Origin of the sequence: uncultured Fibrella sp., assembly GCF_964250085.1 — a bacterium.
Lineage (GTDB): Bacteria > Bacteroidota > Bacteroidia > Cytophagales > Spirosomataceae > Fibrella.
In genome coordinates this window covers 75,996-90,645 of record NZ_CAXUEC010000009.1, presented here as the reverse complement: position 1 = coordinate 90,645, position 14,650 = coordinate 75,996, and the positions used below count along the sequence as shown (strand labels likewise).

The 14,650-nt window shown below is 52.1% G+C and carries 12 protein-coding genes and 2 pseudogenes; 8 read left to right on the top strand and 6 right to left on the bottom strand.

Annotated elements, in window-relative coordinates; all coding sequences use genetic code 11:
* Positions 1-14: 14 nt before the first annotated feature.
* From ACFE8Q_RS23410 to ACFE8Q_RS23400, 3 genes are all read left to right on the top strand, one after another.
* On the top strand, positions 15-596 hold the full coding sequence (locus ACFE8Q_RS23410) for an OmpH family outer membrane protein (RefSeq protein ID WP_375447866.1): 582 nt from the start codon (positions 15-17) through the stop codon (positions 594-596).
* 19 nt (positions 597-615) lie between these two features.
* The gene (locus ACFE8Q_RS23405; protein WP_375447865.1) at positions 616-1,272 is read left to right on the top strand and encodes an OmpH family outer membrane protein; all 657 of its coding nucleotides are present in this window, start codon (positions 616-618) and stop codon (positions 1,270-1,272) included.
* A 181-nt stretch (positions 1,273-1,453) separates the two neighbouring features.
* On the top strand, positions 1,454-2,827 hold the full coding sequence (locus tag ACFE8Q_RS23400) for an NAD(P)/FAD-dependent oxidoreductase (protein WP_375447864.1): 1,374 nt from the start codon (positions 1,454-1,456) through the stop codon (positions 2,825-2,827).
* 119 nt (positions 2,828-2,946) lie between these two features.
* Here the strand turns inward: ACFE8Q_RS23400 and ACFE8Q_RS23395 are convergent, their stop codons facing one another.
* Positions 2,947-3,654, bottom strand: coding sequence for a hypothetical protein (locus tag ACFE8Q_RS23395; RefSeq protein ID WP_375447863.1), 708 nt, complete (start codon positions 3,652-3,654; stop codon positions 2,947-2,949).
* Between the two features lie 161 nt (positions 3,655-3,815).
* Between ACFE8Q_RS23395 and ACFE8Q_RS23390 the strand changes: the two genes are divergently transcribed.
* The 5 genes from ACFE8Q_RS23390 to ACFE8Q_RS23370 all read left to right on the top strand — a co-directional run bounded on the left by ACFE8Q_RS23390 (position 3,816) and on the right by ACFE8Q_RS23370 (position 9,069).
* Positions 3,816-4,550, top strand: coding sequence for a response regulator transcription factor (locus tag ACFE8Q_RS23390; RefSeq protein WP_375447862.1), 735 nt, complete (start codon positions 3,816-3,818; stop codon positions 4,548-4,550).
* Complete coding sequence (locus ACFE8Q_RS23385; protein ID WP_375447861.1) at positions 4,547-5,818, top strand: sensor histidine kinase; 1,272 nt, start codon at positions 4,547-4,549, stop codon at positions 5,816-5,818. Before ACFE8Q_RS23390 ends, ACFE8Q_RS23385 begins: the two co-directional genes overlap by 4 nt.
* A 5-nt stretch (positions 5,819-5,823) precedes the next feature.
* On the top strand, positions 5,824-6,246 hold the full coding sequence (locus ACFE8Q_RS23380; protein WP_375447860.1) for an EamA family transporter: 423 nt from the start codon (positions 5,824-5,826) through the stop codon (positions 6,244-6,246).
* A gap of 65 nt (positions 6,247-6,311) precedes the next feature.
* A complete protein-coding gene (locus ACFE8Q_RS23375) occupies positions 6,312-8,558 on the top strand; it encodes a TonB-dependent receptor domain-containing protein (RefSeq protein WP_375447859.1) in 2,247 nt (748 codons plus the stop codon).
* A gap of 67 nt (positions 8,559-8,625) precedes the next feature.
* The gene (locus ACFE8Q_RS23370) at positions 8,626-9,069 is read left to right on the top strand and encodes a hypothetical protein (protein WP_375447858.1); all 444 of its coding nucleotides are present in this window, start codon (positions 8,626-8,628) and stop codon (positions 9,067-9,069) included.
* A 51-nt stretch (positions 9,070-9,120) separates the two neighbouring features.
* Here ACFE8Q_RS23370 and ACFE8Q_RS23365 read toward each other — a convergent pair whose 3' ends face one another.
* The 5 genes and pseudogenes from ACFE8Q_RS23365 to ACFE8Q_RS23345 all read right to left on the bottom strand — a co-directional run.
* Complete coding sequence (locus ACFE8Q_RS23365; RefSeq protein WP_375447857.1) at positions 9,121-10,017, bottom strand: hypothetical protein; 897 nt, start codon at positions 10,015-10,017, stop codon at positions 9,121-9,123.
* Between the two features lie 112 nt (positions 10,018-10,129).
* Positions 10,130-11,137 carry a YncE family protein gene (locus tag ACFE8Q_RS23360; protein WP_375447856.1) on the bottom strand — a complete coding sequence of 336 codons (1,008 nt, stop codon included), beginning with the start codon at positions 11,135-11,137 and terminating at the stop codon, positions 10,130-10,132.
* A gap of 29 nt (positions 11,138-11,166) precedes the next feature.
* A complete protein-coding gene (locus ACFE8Q_RS23355; RefSeq protein WP_375447855.1) occupies positions 11,167-13,638 on the bottom strand; it encodes an outer membrane beta-barrel protein in 2,472 nt (823 codons plus the stop codon).
* 117 nt (positions 13,639-13,755) lie between these two features.
* Positions 13,756-13,824, bottom strand: a pseudogene (locus ACFE8Q_RS23350) (hypothetical protein); the annotation flags it as partial.
* 518 nt (positions 13,825-14,342) lie between these two features.
* Positions 14,343-14,489: pseudogene (locus ACFE8Q_RS23345) on the bottom strand (hypothetical protein); the annotation flags it as partial.
* Positions 14,490-14,650: the final 161 nt, after the last annotated feature.

The following is a 14,650-nucleotide window of genomic DNA, read 5'->3' as shown; positions in this document are numbered from 1 at the left end:
CACCGAAGAGAAGTATGAAAAGGGGTTTGTTCTTAGTAACTTTGCTGCTTCTTGTTGGAAGCGCGCCCGCCTGGGCACAAAAATTTGGGTACGTCGATACTGAATTCATTTTCAGTAAGTTACCTGAGTATAAAAAGGCGCAGGAAGGCATAGATCAGTTTGCCGATCGGTGGTCGAAAGACATACTCGACAAGCAACTGGAGATTGAGAAGATGCAGCGTGCATATCAGGCCGAAGAAATTTTGTTAACGGATGATATGAAACGGGAACGGCAACGTGTGATTGGTGATAAAGAGCGCGAGGCCAGAGAGTACAACAATAAAGTGTTTGGCTACGAGGGGCTTCTCTTTCAGAAAAAGAAGGAACTCATGAAAACACCGATGGAGTTACTGAATCGAGCCCTTGAAAAGGTGGCATCGCAACGGAAACTCAATTTTATTTTCGATAAAGCCAGCGAAGGGATGCTGATGTTATACACCGATCCCAAGCATGACTACACCGATTACGTAATGGAGGAATTAGGGCTTGATCCTGACAGTCAGAAAGCCAAACAGACCCCTATTGCTCAACCAGCAAACAGTGCAAAACCTAAATAACAATTCAATAAACAGTCGAATGAAAAAGAATCTGGTCATGGCGCTTAGCGCAGCCCTATTGATGGGGGGCCTGAGCGCACGGGCGCAAGCCCAAGCGTCGACGCCGGTAACTACGCCAGCTCAAACAACGGCCGCTACAGCAGCGCCACGGGCAACGGCAGCTACTCCGATTAAGATTGGCTATACGAGCATGGACTACCTGCTGGGTCAGGTGCCCGAAGCGAAGGATATTCAAAACCAACTGACGATTCAGCGGACGCAACTCGAAAACGAGTCGACGCGGATGCAGAAAGAGTTTCAGGAAAAACTACAGAACTACGAAAAGGGCGGCGCTCAGATGTCGGAAGTAATTCGGGCAGATCGGGAGAAAGAACTGCAAGGCCTGCAAGCTCGCTTCCAGGATTTCCAGAAGAACGCTGAAACTACGTTGCAGCAGAAATACCAGCAACTAGTTAGCCCGGTGCTTCAGAAAATCCAGAAGAACATCGATGCTGTAGCTAAAGAGAACGCCTATTCGCACGTGTTCAACCTCGATGCCGGTGCCGGTACAGCCGTTATTCTGCTGTATGCGCCGGAAGATGGCAACATTTCGGATATGGTGCTGAAGAAGATGGGTGTAACGCCTAAGCCTGCTGGCACTCCAGCCACAACACCGGCGGCCACGCCAAAGAAATAAATGTACTCACGCTGATTGCGGTAGGTACGTTAAGGCAAACGCCCGGTCTGTTAGGCCGGGCGTTTTTTCGTTTATGCCCTTTCCTCGACAGACTTCATTTGGAGATAGGTTGTGCTGAAATGAAAACAAAACTCGCTCAAAACCAGTAGATAGAGCAGTAGGTATTCAACAGACTGATAAGATGGTAAACTTCGATAAATTATCACTAAACATTCCTGACACGAATAAACCGCGTGTGGTGGTGATTGGTGGCGGATTCGGTGGTATCAATTTAGTAAAGGGGCTGAGAAACAAAGGTTTTCAGCTAGTTATGTTCGATAAACAGAACTATCACGGTTTCTGGCCTCTGTTGTACCAGGTAGCCACGGCCGGCCTGGAACCCGACGCCATTGCCGAACCACTGCGCAAACTATTCGACGAAAAATACGACGATTTTCATTTTCGGCTGGTGCGCGTAACGGGAGTGAACCCAGCCACGAAGACCGTTTCTACACTGATTGGCGATATCAAGTATGATCATCTGGTGATTGCGTCCGGGTCTAAATCGAATTACTTCGGCAATGATCAGATCAAGAATAATTCGTTTCCGCTCAAGACCATCCCCGACGCGCTGAACCTACGGAGCCAACTGCTGCAGTCGTTTGAGCAGGCAAGCATCATCAAAGATCCTGAAACACGGCAAAGCCTGCTCAACTTCGTTATTGTTGGCGGTGGACCAACGGGCGTTGAACTGGCAGGATCATTGGCGGAAATGCGCAAGCATGTGCTACCCAACGATTACCCAGGGCTGGACTTCAGCAAGATGAATATTTACCTTGTAGAAGGCGTAGACCGTGTGCTGCCGCCGATGTCGCCGGAATCAGCGGCCAAAACGCAGGGCTACCTGAACGATCTGGGCGTTATTACCAAGACCAAGACGCTGGTCGATAGCTACGACGGTAATGTAGTGACGTTCAAATCGGGTGAGACGATTCCGACGCAGACGCTGATCTGGGCGGCGGGTGTGGCGGGTGCAACCATTGATGGGATGCCCGCTGAATCGGTGGAGCGGGGCCGTTACCTGGTCGACGAATATAGCCGTGTTAAGGGCGTAGAAGGCATTTATGCCATTGGTGATATCGCCAATATGAAGTCGGAGAAGTGGCCGAACGGGCATCCGGGTGTAGCGCAACCGGCTATTCAGCAAGGTGAACACCTGGCCATGAACCTGACGCTTATGTTGCGAAATGGCGAAATCCGCCCGTTTGAGTATTTCGATAAGGGATCACTCGCCATTATAGGCCGGAACAGGGCAGTGGCGGATTTATCGAAAAGCCTGCATCTCAGTGGCTTCATTGCCTGGATAGCCTGGCTGTTTGTGCACATCTGGTATCTGATCGGCTTCCGCAGTAAGCTCGTCGTACTGAGCAACTGGATATACCGCCTGTTCACCTACGACCGGGGCACGCGGCTCATCATCCGTCCGTTTGTGCGCAAAGATGATAAAGCAGGGCAGGATTACGCCATGCGTAACGACGGCCAACTGGTGACCGACCGAACAACGGCAGCTAGCTAACGTTAGAGACGTCATTAATTGGTGATTTAACTACGCTGTCATTGATAGTCATCTATTGCTTTTTCACAATGATGACTATCAATGACAGCGTAGTTAAATCACCAATTAATGACATTCCTTTATTGTTTCGGCTTGTCGAAGATCGCTTCGTTGATGGCGGGGTTGGCTTCGAAAGCTGTTAAGCGTATTGTAACCGACTGGCCCATCGCTTCTGTAATCACTTTGTAGGGCAGGGTCAGGGCACCAGCTTTTTTGTAATCGTCGTACTCAAGGCTAGCGTCTACCGTTTGGCCCATTGCCTGAACCGACCCCTTGCGCATAGTGATCAGGTACGTTGCCGGGTCGATATAAAACGTAGAGGTACCACCCTGAATAGGTATCGACAGGCCGTAATACTCTTTACCGTCTATCGTTTGTTTGCCTTTAAAGTCTATCGTTTGCCCTTTCAACGAGGCATTGGCGATTTCAAGGCCGGGCAGTGTTACGCTCTCGGTAATGGCTTTAAGCTGTTCGGCAGGTACGTCCTGAGCCGCTGCACCACCTTGTTGCGCCCAGCCGGCGGCCCCTTTTGTCGCCACCACGATATCGGTGCCACCCATGTTCATATCGATGCGTAATGCTTTGTCGAAAATGACGGTAGCGGTAGCATCAATGGTTTGGCCGGGCGCAATAGTCGATTGCATGTACTTCGCCGATTTAAATGCTTTCAGATTATCGAGCCCACCGATGGCGGTGATGTGTTTATTCACTACCTCGCTGAGTGTCTGGGCATAAGAGCTAACTGACATCAGGAGAGCTGAGGTCAGAAAAATCAATGGTTTCTTCATGAGTCTGGTTTTACTGGTACGCTTTGTGAAGATACGAAATAGTTACGCCTCGCTTTGTCTGTCTACACCCGTAGCGGAGAAACACGAAGTCGGACCTGTTTATGGACCAACACAGAATTGCTACAGTTTTTGTGCGCATTTTTGGCTAAACGAACTGGGCTATGAAAATTCTGCTGGTCGAAGACGAGCCTGCTTTGCTCAGGGCTATGCGGGAATTCCTTGACAAAGAAGGGTACCTCATCACCACAGCGGCCAACTTTGCCACAGCCTCGCAGTTACTCAACGATTATGACTACGACTGTGTTGTGGTCGACATTGGCCTGCCCGACGGAAACGGGCTGAACCTGGTTAAACAAGTAAAGGCTACCGAAAACAGGGCTCTGTTGCCTGATCGCAAAGAATTGGGCACCTCCATGCCGGGCACCTCCATGCCGGGTCTCATCATTATTTCGGCGAATGACTCGCTCGATGATAAGTTAGTAGGGCTGGAGCTAGGCTCTGACGATTATATCACTAAACCGTTTCATCTACCAGAGCTTAATGCACGGATAAAATCGGTACTTCGCCGTCGCTTTTTTGGGGGAAATAAGCTGATCCGGCTTGGTGATCTTTCCATTGACCCGCACGTGCACCGGGTGAGTGTTCAGGAGCAGACGCTCGACCTGACGGAGAAAGAGTATCAATTACTGCTTTTCTTCATGGCTAACCCCAATCGATTATTGACGAAGGCCGCCATTGCCGAATCGGTGTGGGGCGATCATATGGACATGGTCGATTCGCACGATTTCCTGTACACGCATATCAAAAATCTTCGCCGAAAGCTTATGGATGGCGGCTGCCCCGATTACCTGAAAACGCGCTACGGAGCGGGTTACATCTTCACCACAACGGCATGAGTCTACTGCGCAAAACGTTGCTTTACCTTTTTCTAGTGGCCCTTCCGGTGGGCATTGGCGGCGGCTGGCTCTTTCATACGCTCATCTACCGGGGAATTCGCTACGAAGTAGATGAGCAACTCAGCAGCGATCTCACATACGTGAATAGCCAGCTTGCGGCGGCCGGTACGTTGTTAAATCGTGAGCAGTACGTGGGCGATCCGCACATCGCCATCGCGCCCGCGAGTCGACCAATGCCCCGGCTTTATCTGGATACGATGGACTATGATCAGCGTGAAAAAGAACTCGTTCCCGTGCGTGAGCTACGGGCCACCACGCAGGCGGGTAAACAGACGTACCTGATTACGGTGAAACAGGCAATGGGCGAATTTGACGAGATCGCCAGGTTACTCTCTGTCAGCATCATCGTGGCCTTTCTTCTGTTGCTTGGCTTTCTCGTTGTGCTCAATAGCTGGGTATCTCGCCGGTTATGGCACCCTTTTTATCAACTGATCGAGCAACTGAGCGCGTACCGGCTCGATTCCCAAACACCCCTAACTTTTACTGATAGTACCATCGATGAGTTTAGGCAATTACGGCTGGCTCTGAATACGATGAGCCAAAATCTGCACCGGCAGTATACGGTGCAGAAAGAATTTACGGACCATGCCGCCCACGAAATGCAGACGCCCCTGGCTGTGGTTACGGCTCAACTGGACCAACTGCTGGGCACAGAACCACTGACGACCGAGCAGGTAACGTACCTGGAGCAAACGCAGGGATCGGTTCGGAGGCTAGTGCAACTCAACCGAAGCTTGCTACTATTAACCAAGATCGACAATAATCAATTTGCTGATCAACAGTCGGTTAACCTGAGTGAAATCGTTGAAAAGCAGATCCGAAATCTGGAATCATACGCCCATCATCGGCACCTCAACTGGACTAGTGCCATTACACCAAACGTATGTCGACCCATGAACGCCCATTTGGCCGACGTGCTGGTTAGCAACCTGATCAAAAATGTGTTGGTTCATTCGCTTCCGAACACAGAAACGAAGGTAGTTTTGACTAACTCCTATGTGAAAACTGTCAACGAAGCGCCACCGCTCCCGTTTCCGGCCGAGCAGCTTTTTGGGCGTTTCGTTAAGAATCCATCCCGTCCCGAGTCAACGGGGCTTGGCCTGGCGTTAGTCTGGCAGATTGCTGATCGGTATAACCAAACCGTACACCACCACTACGACCCGCTTACTCGCTTACACACCTTCACCGTCTTATTCCCTGCCACTTGATGCGTATGCCAACCTGGGTAATCTACAGCCTTATCTCGATGTTCTTTGCCGGGTTAACCTCGGTTATTGCCAAAATGGGTTTGAAAGACATTAGTTCTGACCTGGGCCTGGCCGTGCGTACAACGGTTGTGTTCGGGCTGGTTCTGCTCAACTTCCTGGTCTTTCAGAACGTCCGCGAAGTGAATCAACTTAACGCCCGAACGGTCGGTTTTTTGGCGATATCTGGCCTGACCACCTCGCTTTCCTGGGTGTTCTACTACAAAGCCATTCAGATTGGCCGCGTCTCTGATGTGGCCCTGATCGACAAGGGAAGCATCATTATCACGATCCTGCTCTCTGTTACGTTGCTTCGTGAGCCGGTGACGCCAAAACTACTGCTTGGCGGCGGCCTGATCCTGATCGGGCTACTGGTCCTGGTATGGCGTTGAAAAAAAGTGTCGCTTCAGATTCGCTTCAACATTCGCGGCTACTTTCACGCCAAAGATTTTACCCTATGCACAAACGTATTCCTGTTTTTCTACTCGCGTTGGTCAGTCTGTTGCTCATTGCTGGTGCGGCAGAAGCGCAAACCGTACAGCTCCGCATCGAAGATAGCCTGACCCACCAACCGCTGGCGGGTGCTACGGTGCGCGTTCAGACCAAACCACCAACGGGTGCGGCTGCCGATGCCAATGGGATCGCCCGGCTCTCCAATCTGAAGCCCGGCCCGACCAGCCTGATCGTGAGTCTGGTTGGCTACAAGGATGCGCCCTACACATTGACCCTGCCGCAGATCAACCCCGACTCTGTATTGACCATTCGGCTGGTTGCGGCCGAGGCGGCGCTGGAGGAAGTGGTGGTAACGGCCACGCGTACCAACCGACGTATCGAGGATCTGCCCATTAAAGTGGAAGTGCTGGGGCAGGAAGATATGGATGAAGAAGCCGCCGTAGTGCCCGGCAATGTGGGCAGTATCCTGGGCGATATTTCGATCATACACGTACAACGTACCTCCCTGACCACGGGAAACCAGGGAATACGAATGCAGGGGCTGGACCCGAAATACACCCAGATTCTGCGCGATGGACTTCCTCTCTTTGAAGGTTTTTCGGGCAATCTGGGTGTGTTGCAGATTCCGCCGCTCGACCTGAAGCAGGTTGAAATAGTGAAGGGCTCGGCTTCTACACTCTACGGTGGCGGGGCCATCGGCGGATTGATCAACCTGGTGTCGCGCCGCCCAAAAGCAGAACGTGAACTAACTGCCGTACTGAACCGCTCGACACTAAAGGAAAGCAACCTAAACGCCTATTATTCAGAGCAGTGGAGCTCCAAAATCGGCGCAACCATTTTTGGCGGTTATACCGATCAGCCCGCCGTTGATGTAAACGGTGATGGCTACGCCGATGTGCCGCTCATCAAACAATTTACCCTACACCCACGCCTGTTTCTGACACCAACCGAACGTACCCAGCTCAACGTTGGCTACACGCTGGTAGACGAAAAACGGACGGGTGGCGATGTGGAGGCTATTTACGGACGCGATGCAGCACGTACCTACATCGTTGACAACACCTCGCAACGGCATACGGTAGACGCTACGCTAAACCAGTCATTCAGCCAGACCAATACGCTGACAGCCCGCGGTACCGCCAGTTTTTTCGACCGTACCCAGGTTGACGAAGGCTATCTGTTTGCGGGTAAACAGCTATCGGGCTATTTTGAAGCCGCCGATTACCTTGAGCATGGGCCACACACGATGGTTGCCGGGGCGAACCTGACGCTGGAGCAGTTCCGTAAAGGCGCAGGAGACAGCACACGCATCACCGACTATAATTACCAGACGCTGGGCGTGTTTGTGCAGGACGATTACCGGGTTGGCAAAGTGACGTTTCAGGGTGGTCTGCGGCTGGACCAACACAATGTGTTTGGCACGTTCTTCCTCCCGCGCCTGTCAGTGCTCATCAAGCCGAACGATCAGTGGAGCGTTAGAACCAGCATTGGAACGGGCTACAAAACGCCCAACACCTTTTCAAACCTAACCGGTGCCGATGCCCGCACCAGTCTTAACTATCGTTACCTGCTCCCGATTAATACCGATACCCGGCCGGAACGATCGCTGGGAGTAAACATGGACGTTGCGTTCCACGGGAACATTGGCGAACTGAGCGTTCAACTCGATCAGGCATTTTATTATACTGCCATCAGCAATCCGGTAGTGGCCGTCACGGCGGCTGGCTCAACGTCGGCCAACCAGCGAACCATACTGCAGAACGCCGCCTACGACATCACCAGCCTGGGCACAGATACATACCTGCGTATGGAGTACGGCGAGATCGAGTTTTATCTGGGCTTTAACCACACGGCCGTTCGGCGGGGCGATGCCATTCGGCAGGGAAGCGATGTGACACCAATCGGAGCCAACTCGTTCCTACCCTACAGCCCCCGCGACAAATTCTCGTTGACCCTGGCCTACAGCATTCCCGACAAATGGCGGTTTGGTATCGAATCGAGTTGGGTGGGCAATCAATACCTGTACGATAACCAACTGGTGCCGAATTACTGGTTCTGGGCCGCTGCGCTTGAGCGGATGTTTGGCAAAGTCAGCATTGTGTTAAACGCTGAGAATCTGTTCAATGTGCAACAGATTCAGTACGGCCCGGTCGTTACAGGCTCACGCAATAACCCGTCTACTGCGCCACTCTGGGGCCCGCAGGAAGGGCGTATCGTCAATCTCGCGCTTCGCTATAAGCTGCATCACTAAATCCAGAATTGCTTCAGAATCAGTTGGTATCTTTCAGAAGTTGTCAAATCAACGACCAGGATTACCTATGAAAAATAGCCTGTTTGCTACCATCTTCGGCGTAGCCACGATCACCGCAGTACTTCCTTCGGTTGCCGGAGAGAAGCTGATGCTCACCTTCGCGGCGGTGCCTACACCTGCCGCCGTAAAAGCAACGATTACCCGCCTTTATCCAACGGCCAAGGGAGTGAAGTACGAAAAAGAAAATGCCGGTTACGAGGTTGGGTTTACCCATAACGGTAAGGCAATGTCGGTGGTGCTGGATGCAAAAGGAGTAGTGAAAGAAACTGAAACGGTTATCGCAGTAAGTGATTTGCCCGCCGCCATACGCAACTATATTGCCAAACGGATGCCTGGCAAACCGATTAAAGAAGCTGCCGAAATCGTTGATGCAAAAGGGGTTAAGGTATTTGAAGCCGAAGTAGGAGGGAAAGATCTGCTGTTCAACACAACGGGCAAGCCGTTGAACTAATGTAAGCCAGTTCAATACCCCCTGGCCTGAAACGGACTCCGAAGCACCCCTTTATCTCCTCCGGTAGAAATAAAGGGGTTGCGCGAAAAAGAAAGTTCGTTCGCTGGTGGTGTAATAACCTGACCCGTCGGTTGCCCAGCCAATGGCTTCACCCTGTGGTTCTTCGGCAAGAGGCAACAAGCGCGGCTTCTTCAGGGCATCTACAATTGATTCATCAACTCCGCGCCGAAAATAGTCTAGCTGGTGATAGCTGCGAACCAGAATTTCCTGACCATCGGGCGATATAGCCGCCGACGTTACGTAGCCGATGGGAATGCTTGACAGCCGCTGCATCATCGTGGTTTTGGTCAGCGACTGCGGGTAACTAGCCCTGTACAGAACGCAATTGTCTTCCTTCGAGAGCACATATAAATCTAACGTACCTGGATCAACCATAATGGCTTCGGCGTTTTTGGGGCCGTCGGGAAGCTGAAGTCTGATATGATCAAAGTTTCTGATAGTATCTACGACAGGTAATTTGTTTCGGGGTAACGTTGGCTCTGGGAAGCGGTAAATGATTTTAACCGGGTAGCGCAGTTTGTTATCGCCAATCTCGGCCACATACACATACGATTTGCCCGGTAATGGCCCTGGCCCAACGGCAATATCTTCCCAGTCGCGGTTGTCTACGCCCGCCAGTGTGTACCGGCCCGCTACCTCGCCTTTCTGGTTGATCAACTGGATCTCCGCCGGGTTCCCCGAATCTTCTTCCGTCCAGAGGTAGCCGGGGTTTTGCTTACTGGGTGCCACGCCCGACGACTCCGAAAGTAGGCCATCATTCAGGTCGCCTAGCTGCTCTGGCTGGGCAAACAGCATTGAGTCGGCTTGTGAGGTCGTGGATGAACTGCTTTTCTCATGACAACTGCTGACAACAAAAAGAGTAAGCAGAAAAAAGGGGAGTGATTGCATACGGAAGTAAAAACAAAACGCCGGGTTTTAACCCGGCGCAAGTTAGTGCGAAGCTGATTTAGTGGCATGTACAAGGCCAGCCAACGGTTTCCGCAGCGAATGTACGAGCGATTTAGTTCGCTTTCGGCCCGTATACATACACGCCGAACGTACCTGGTGCCAGCTCTCTGGTCCCGTCTTTATAGTCGGCTCCACTTAGAAAGATGCGGTGCGTAGCAAGCTGATGAACAATCGTTTTTTGACCGGGTTTCGTCGTCAGCGTTTGAACAACCCGGTACTGATCGGGCGAATCCTGATGAACGATGGTTGCATTTCCCTCACCGTTGGAGGTGACAATCAGCTTCAGGTCTTTATCGTAGATTACCCCATCAACTCCGCCGCCAATGGGTAGCGTCTGGATGATTTTGCCGGTCGATGCATCCATCACAACCAGCGTTTTGGTTTTGCGGCACACAGAAAACAGCCGGTTATTGGCTATGTCGATAGTCAGGCCGGTAGCTACTTCGTTTGGGGCAAGCGAGAATTTATGCTTGACGGTCAGCGTCTTCGTATCGATCCCGAAAATCTCGTTTGTGTCTTCGTTGTTGTTGAAGACAAGGCCTTTATCGTTGCTGCAGGCAAACTCCGGAGCACCGCCCATCTCGATCTTCCCCACTACTTTGTCTGTAACCGCATCAATCACGATGGCGTTGCCACTTCCATTATTGAAAATGAATAGTTTCTTCGAGAATTGGTCGTATAGTACAGCATCGGCTTTTTTACCTTCAACCTGAATCGTTTGCCGCACCTTGCAGGTCGTGTAGTCAAAGACGGTGATCGTGTTGTCGGTTCCGTTGGTGATATACCCCTTGTTGAGGTCTTTGGCCAAACCAATGCCATGAACGCCGTTCAGGCCGGTGATCTCGGCAATAGGGGCATTGGTTTTCAGGTCAACAACATGAACACGATCGCCATGCGAAACGAAAAGCCGTTCTCCGTCCATTTTCATATAGTCCCATTTACCGTCGCCCGGCAGACTAATGCTATTGAGTAACTGGTAGGCTGGCTGGGCGGCTCCCTGATGGACCAGGAATATGACCAGGAAAAGGGTAGTCAGTAGAGTTACTTTGCGTAGTGACATGGGTTGTAGAGCTATATTCGTATAAATGCTTAATTGCTGAAATCAACGTCGGGGCGGTCGTTGCGTTCTTTGCGTTTGCTGGCATCGCCACCGCCCAGCGGTACCTGAAGCGTAATTTTGTAGAAACGTACCTCGCGCCGGTTCATCGACTGCTGGAAAACGGTAGGCTGCTCATACGTCGTCACGAATCGCCGCGAATTGAAGATGTCGTTGACGCTGAAAACCAGACTGCCCCGGTTTTGCCATAGGCCTTTCCGCAACGCAAAATCGGCGGCCGTTACGGGCAGGCGATACCCCTGCAACTGCACCGACCGGCTGTCGCGGGTGCCGGTCACCTGCGCCGTGATGTTGGCCGGGAACCGGTAGGTCAGGTTTATTTTGGCGTTGTACACCCACAATTCATTCTGCATCGTGGTCGACTGGATGATGAAGTGCCGTAGGTTCAGGCTACCCAGCAAACTCAGGTGCCGCCCAACATCCAGTTTCAGCGTCTGGTCAAGCCCGTACTGAATATCCGCTTTCACGTTGACGAAGGTGGTAACAAGCAACGACGAATCGGTGAGCGAGGGCTGCACAAAGGGCTTGATCGTATGGTCTTCATAGATGTAATAAGCCGTTGCCAGCCACTGCGCCGCGCCAATGCTGCGGTTGTAGATCAGTTCGGCGGTATTTACGAATTCGGGGCGCAATGCCGGATTGCCGATCGTGATGTTCTGCCGGTCGCTCGCCTGAATACTCGCCGACACCTGCCGAAAACCGGGGCGACCTACTTTCCGGCTCAAACTCAGTCCCAGTTCACTCGATTCGCTGAGCTTCTTCGTGGCCGAAAAAGTGGGAAAAAAAGCCTGGAACCAGTTCTGCCCATTCGCAGACGGATAGTTATAGCCAAACGAACTGTTATCGAAGCGGTTCAGCCCATTCAAACTCGACTGCTCAAGCCGTAACCCTGCCTGAATTCCGATGCCATTGCGCAACTGCCTGGTATACATGGCATAAACAGCGTTTACCGTCTCGGTGATAGCCGCGTTCTGCGAATAGGTAGTTAGAAGTTGATACGCCTGGGTAGCCTCGTTCTGCTGGTTAAAAAAGTACTGAAGATCGCGGCTGAAGGTGAAACTACGGGCACCAAATTCCCACTTGGCCGAATCGCCCATTGGTCGGACATAATCGAGTTGCGCCAGGTATTGCGTACCGGCCGTTCGGCCATCGATGCGGTCACGTTCGGGAAAACCGGGCTGGCTTGGGCCCGCTGTTGTGCCCGATTCGGTGTTGAACGAGGTGGTGTACCAGTCGGCCGCGTTGGATACCTGGTTGCGGTTGACCGAGGATATCACGTTCAACTCTTCCCCTTTGCGCGAAAAAGTACGTTTCCAGCCAAACTCGACGCCGACGTTGCTGAAATTGTTGCGCGGATCAACCGTGCGACCACCATAGCCAGTCCGGTTGCCCGCAGCGTCCCGGTAGGTATATTGCTGATCCGACGCGTTGTTGAACGCGCCTTCTGCCACCGTCCCCGCCAGCGACAGCACGCTGTTCGGACTGGCTGTATAGTCAACCGCCACGCGCCCGTTCTGGAAAGTATTGTTTAATTGAATGTTCGTATTCTGGTCGAAAAAGCTGGTTGACCTGCCCGTTATAGCGTCCCGGTTGGTACGGCTAACGTACCCAGTCAGTGGGTTTTGTGTGGCGTTGAGGCTATAAAGCCCCGTTATGTTCCAGCGCCCCTGCCGCCAGTCGATGTTGGCGGTTGCATCATAGCGGTGGTTGTTGCCGATGCCCAGACTAATCAGCCCGTTATAGCCCGGTTGCCGGTTCTTTTTCAGCACCAGGTTCACAATGCCGCCCGATGTAGAGGCGTCGTACCGCGCCGAGGGGTTGGTGATTACCTCCACCGATTCGATCTGGTTGGCCGGAATCTGCGCCAGGGTAAGCTGCGTTGGTTTGCCATTGATGTAGACGGTCGTGGCCAGATTCCGCAGCGTTGCGTTACCACTTTCATCAATACTGATCGAGGGTACATTTCGCAGCAATGCCTCGGCGGTGCCGCCCACGGTGGTTATGTTCTTGGCTACGTTGAAAACCTGTTTTTCGGTGCTCAGGCTGATCGCGGCTTTTTCACCCGTTACTTTTACTTCGTTCAGCAGGCGCGAGTCGGAGCGCAGGGATAACGTACCCAGATCGGCGGTTAACTGGCTATCGGTGAGCGTGATGGTTTGTCCGTTCGAGACGTAGCCGACGAATGAAGCCACCGCCCAGAGCCGTTCGGCGGGTAGATTCGTTACCGAGAAACGCCCCTGATCATCTGTCTGAGCACCGCCGGCAAGGGTACTATCGGTACCCGTTTTTTTCCAGACCGCTACCGTGGCAAAGGGCATGGGTTGCTGCGTGGCGGCATCCAGAATGCGCCCCGTTAGTTGGCCCCGGCTAGACAGCGTCTGGGTACGTCCCGGATGGCTGATAAAAAGATGAACTGCAATTGATAGAAGTAAGAAACGGATCATGAAGTGTCTGAACAGGTTGTATACCAAACTCTACTCAGAACAGGCTTAGAATGCCTGATTTGGTTCATTGGGTCTGGTGTAAAACCGACGAATAGGCTACTTCTGCAAACAAACTGCTCAAATCTGAAGACAACCTGTAGATAGACTCATGTAGTAAAAACGCGCGCCAGCTTTTTTTCCAGATCGGCTTCTAGCTTCAGCAGGCCTTCCTGGTTTGGCAGGTACGTCAGGGCGCGGTGATGCCTGAGGTCAAACGGAATATCGGCCACCGATTGCGTGATCGGAATCACGAGCTTGCCCAGCGTATGCGCCACACCGGTTTCGTAGAACACGTTGGGGTTCCGGTCGGTGAAATCGGTGATGACGGCCCGGCTCGTAAAGATCAGATCGAACACGTCCTGAATCAGAATGCTGTTGTCCCAGATGTCGTCGGCGCGGCGGCACACGATATTCAGTCGGGCGCATACATTGCGAATGGCCAGGTACGTTCCCGCAAACCGGCCCTCAAACGGCATCATCACCGACAGCACGTTCGGCTCCACCGATTTGTCGGGAATCTGAAATACGTCGGGCGCAAACCGGATTACGCGTTCGGGAATGGTGGTGCGGATAGTCGACACGAATTCGTCGACGGACGGGGCCGCAGGCTGTTTGTCTTTCATTTTCTTCTCGGTTATAAATTCTTCTATATCGGCCAGATAACCAGAGTCGGTACTAATGATCCGCGCCAGTACCTGAAGGCTATTTCCTTCGTAGTCGTCGTCATTGAAGTCGAGGCTGCGGAGCAAACGGGGATGGTCTTCGATCAGGTCGAGGCTGTTGGTCAGGTAGGCCACCTTGATCCAGTCCATCTTGGTAAAGTGGTCGCGTATGTAGTCATGCAATGCAAAAAGTTGCTGCATTTGTGACTGAGTTAGACGAATCATAAATGGAACAGGTAAAGTGTTGTATGTTTTACTTATGGTATATAAGTGCAATAATATTCAATAGTTGAAACATAATGTTTATGTTC

What these genes read in the sequence shown, in the direction of transcription:
- ACFE8Q_RS23370 (WP_375447858.1), top strand. Translation starts at nt 8,626, where the DNA reads ATGAAAAATAGCCTGTTTGCTACCATCTTCGGCGTAGCCACGATCACC.
- ACFE8Q_RS23365 (WP_375447857.1), bottom strand. Translation starts at nt 10,017, where the DNA reads ATGCAATCACTCCCCTTTTTTCTGCTTACTCTTTTTGTTGTCAGCAGT.
- ACFE8Q_RS23380 (WP_375447860.1), top strand. Translation starts at nt 5,824, where the DNA reads ATGCCAACCTGGGTAATCTACAGCCTTATCTCGATGTTCTTTGCCGGG.
- ACFE8Q_RS23405 (WP_375447865.1), top strand. Translation starts at nt 616, where the DNA reads ATGAAAAAGAATCTGGTCATGGCGCTTAGCGCAGCCCTATTGATGGGG.
- ACFE8Q_RS23410 (WP_375447866.1), top strand. Translation starts at nt 15, where the DNA reads ATGAAAAGGGGTTTGTTCTTAGTAACTTTGCTGCTTCTTGTTGGAAGC.
- ACFE8Q_RS23390 (WP_375447862.1), top strand. Translation starts at nt 3,816, where the DNA reads ATGAAAATTCTGCTGGTCGAAGACGAGCCTGCTTTGCTCAGGGCTATG.
- ACFE8Q_RS23385 (WP_375447861.1), top strand. Translation starts at nt 4,547, where the DNA reads ATGAGTCTACTGCGCAAAACGTTGCTTTACCTTTTTCTAGTGGCCCTT.
- ACFE8Q_RS23355 (WP_375447855.1), bottom strand. Translation starts at nt 13,638, where the DNA reads ATGATCCGTTTCTTACTTCTATCAATTGCAGTTCATCTTTTTATCAGC.
- ACFE8Q_RS23375 (WP_375447859.1), top strand. Translation starts at nt 6,312, where the DNA reads ATGCACAAACGTATTCCTGTTTTTCTACTCGCGTTGGTCAGTCTGTTG.
- ACFE8Q_RS23395 (WP_375447863.1), bottom strand. Translation starts at nt 3,654, where the DNA reads ATGAAGAAACCATTGATTTTTCTGACCTCAGCTCTCCTGATGTCAGTT.
- ACFE8Q_RS23360 (WP_375447856.1), bottom strand. Translation starts at nt 11,137, where the DNA reads ATGTCACTACGCAAAGTAACTCTACTGACTACCCTTTTCCTGGTCATA.
- ACFE8Q_RS23400 (WP_375447864.1), top strand. Translation starts at nt 1,454, where the DNA reads ATGGTAAACTTCGATAAATTATCACTAAACATTCCTGACACGAATAAA.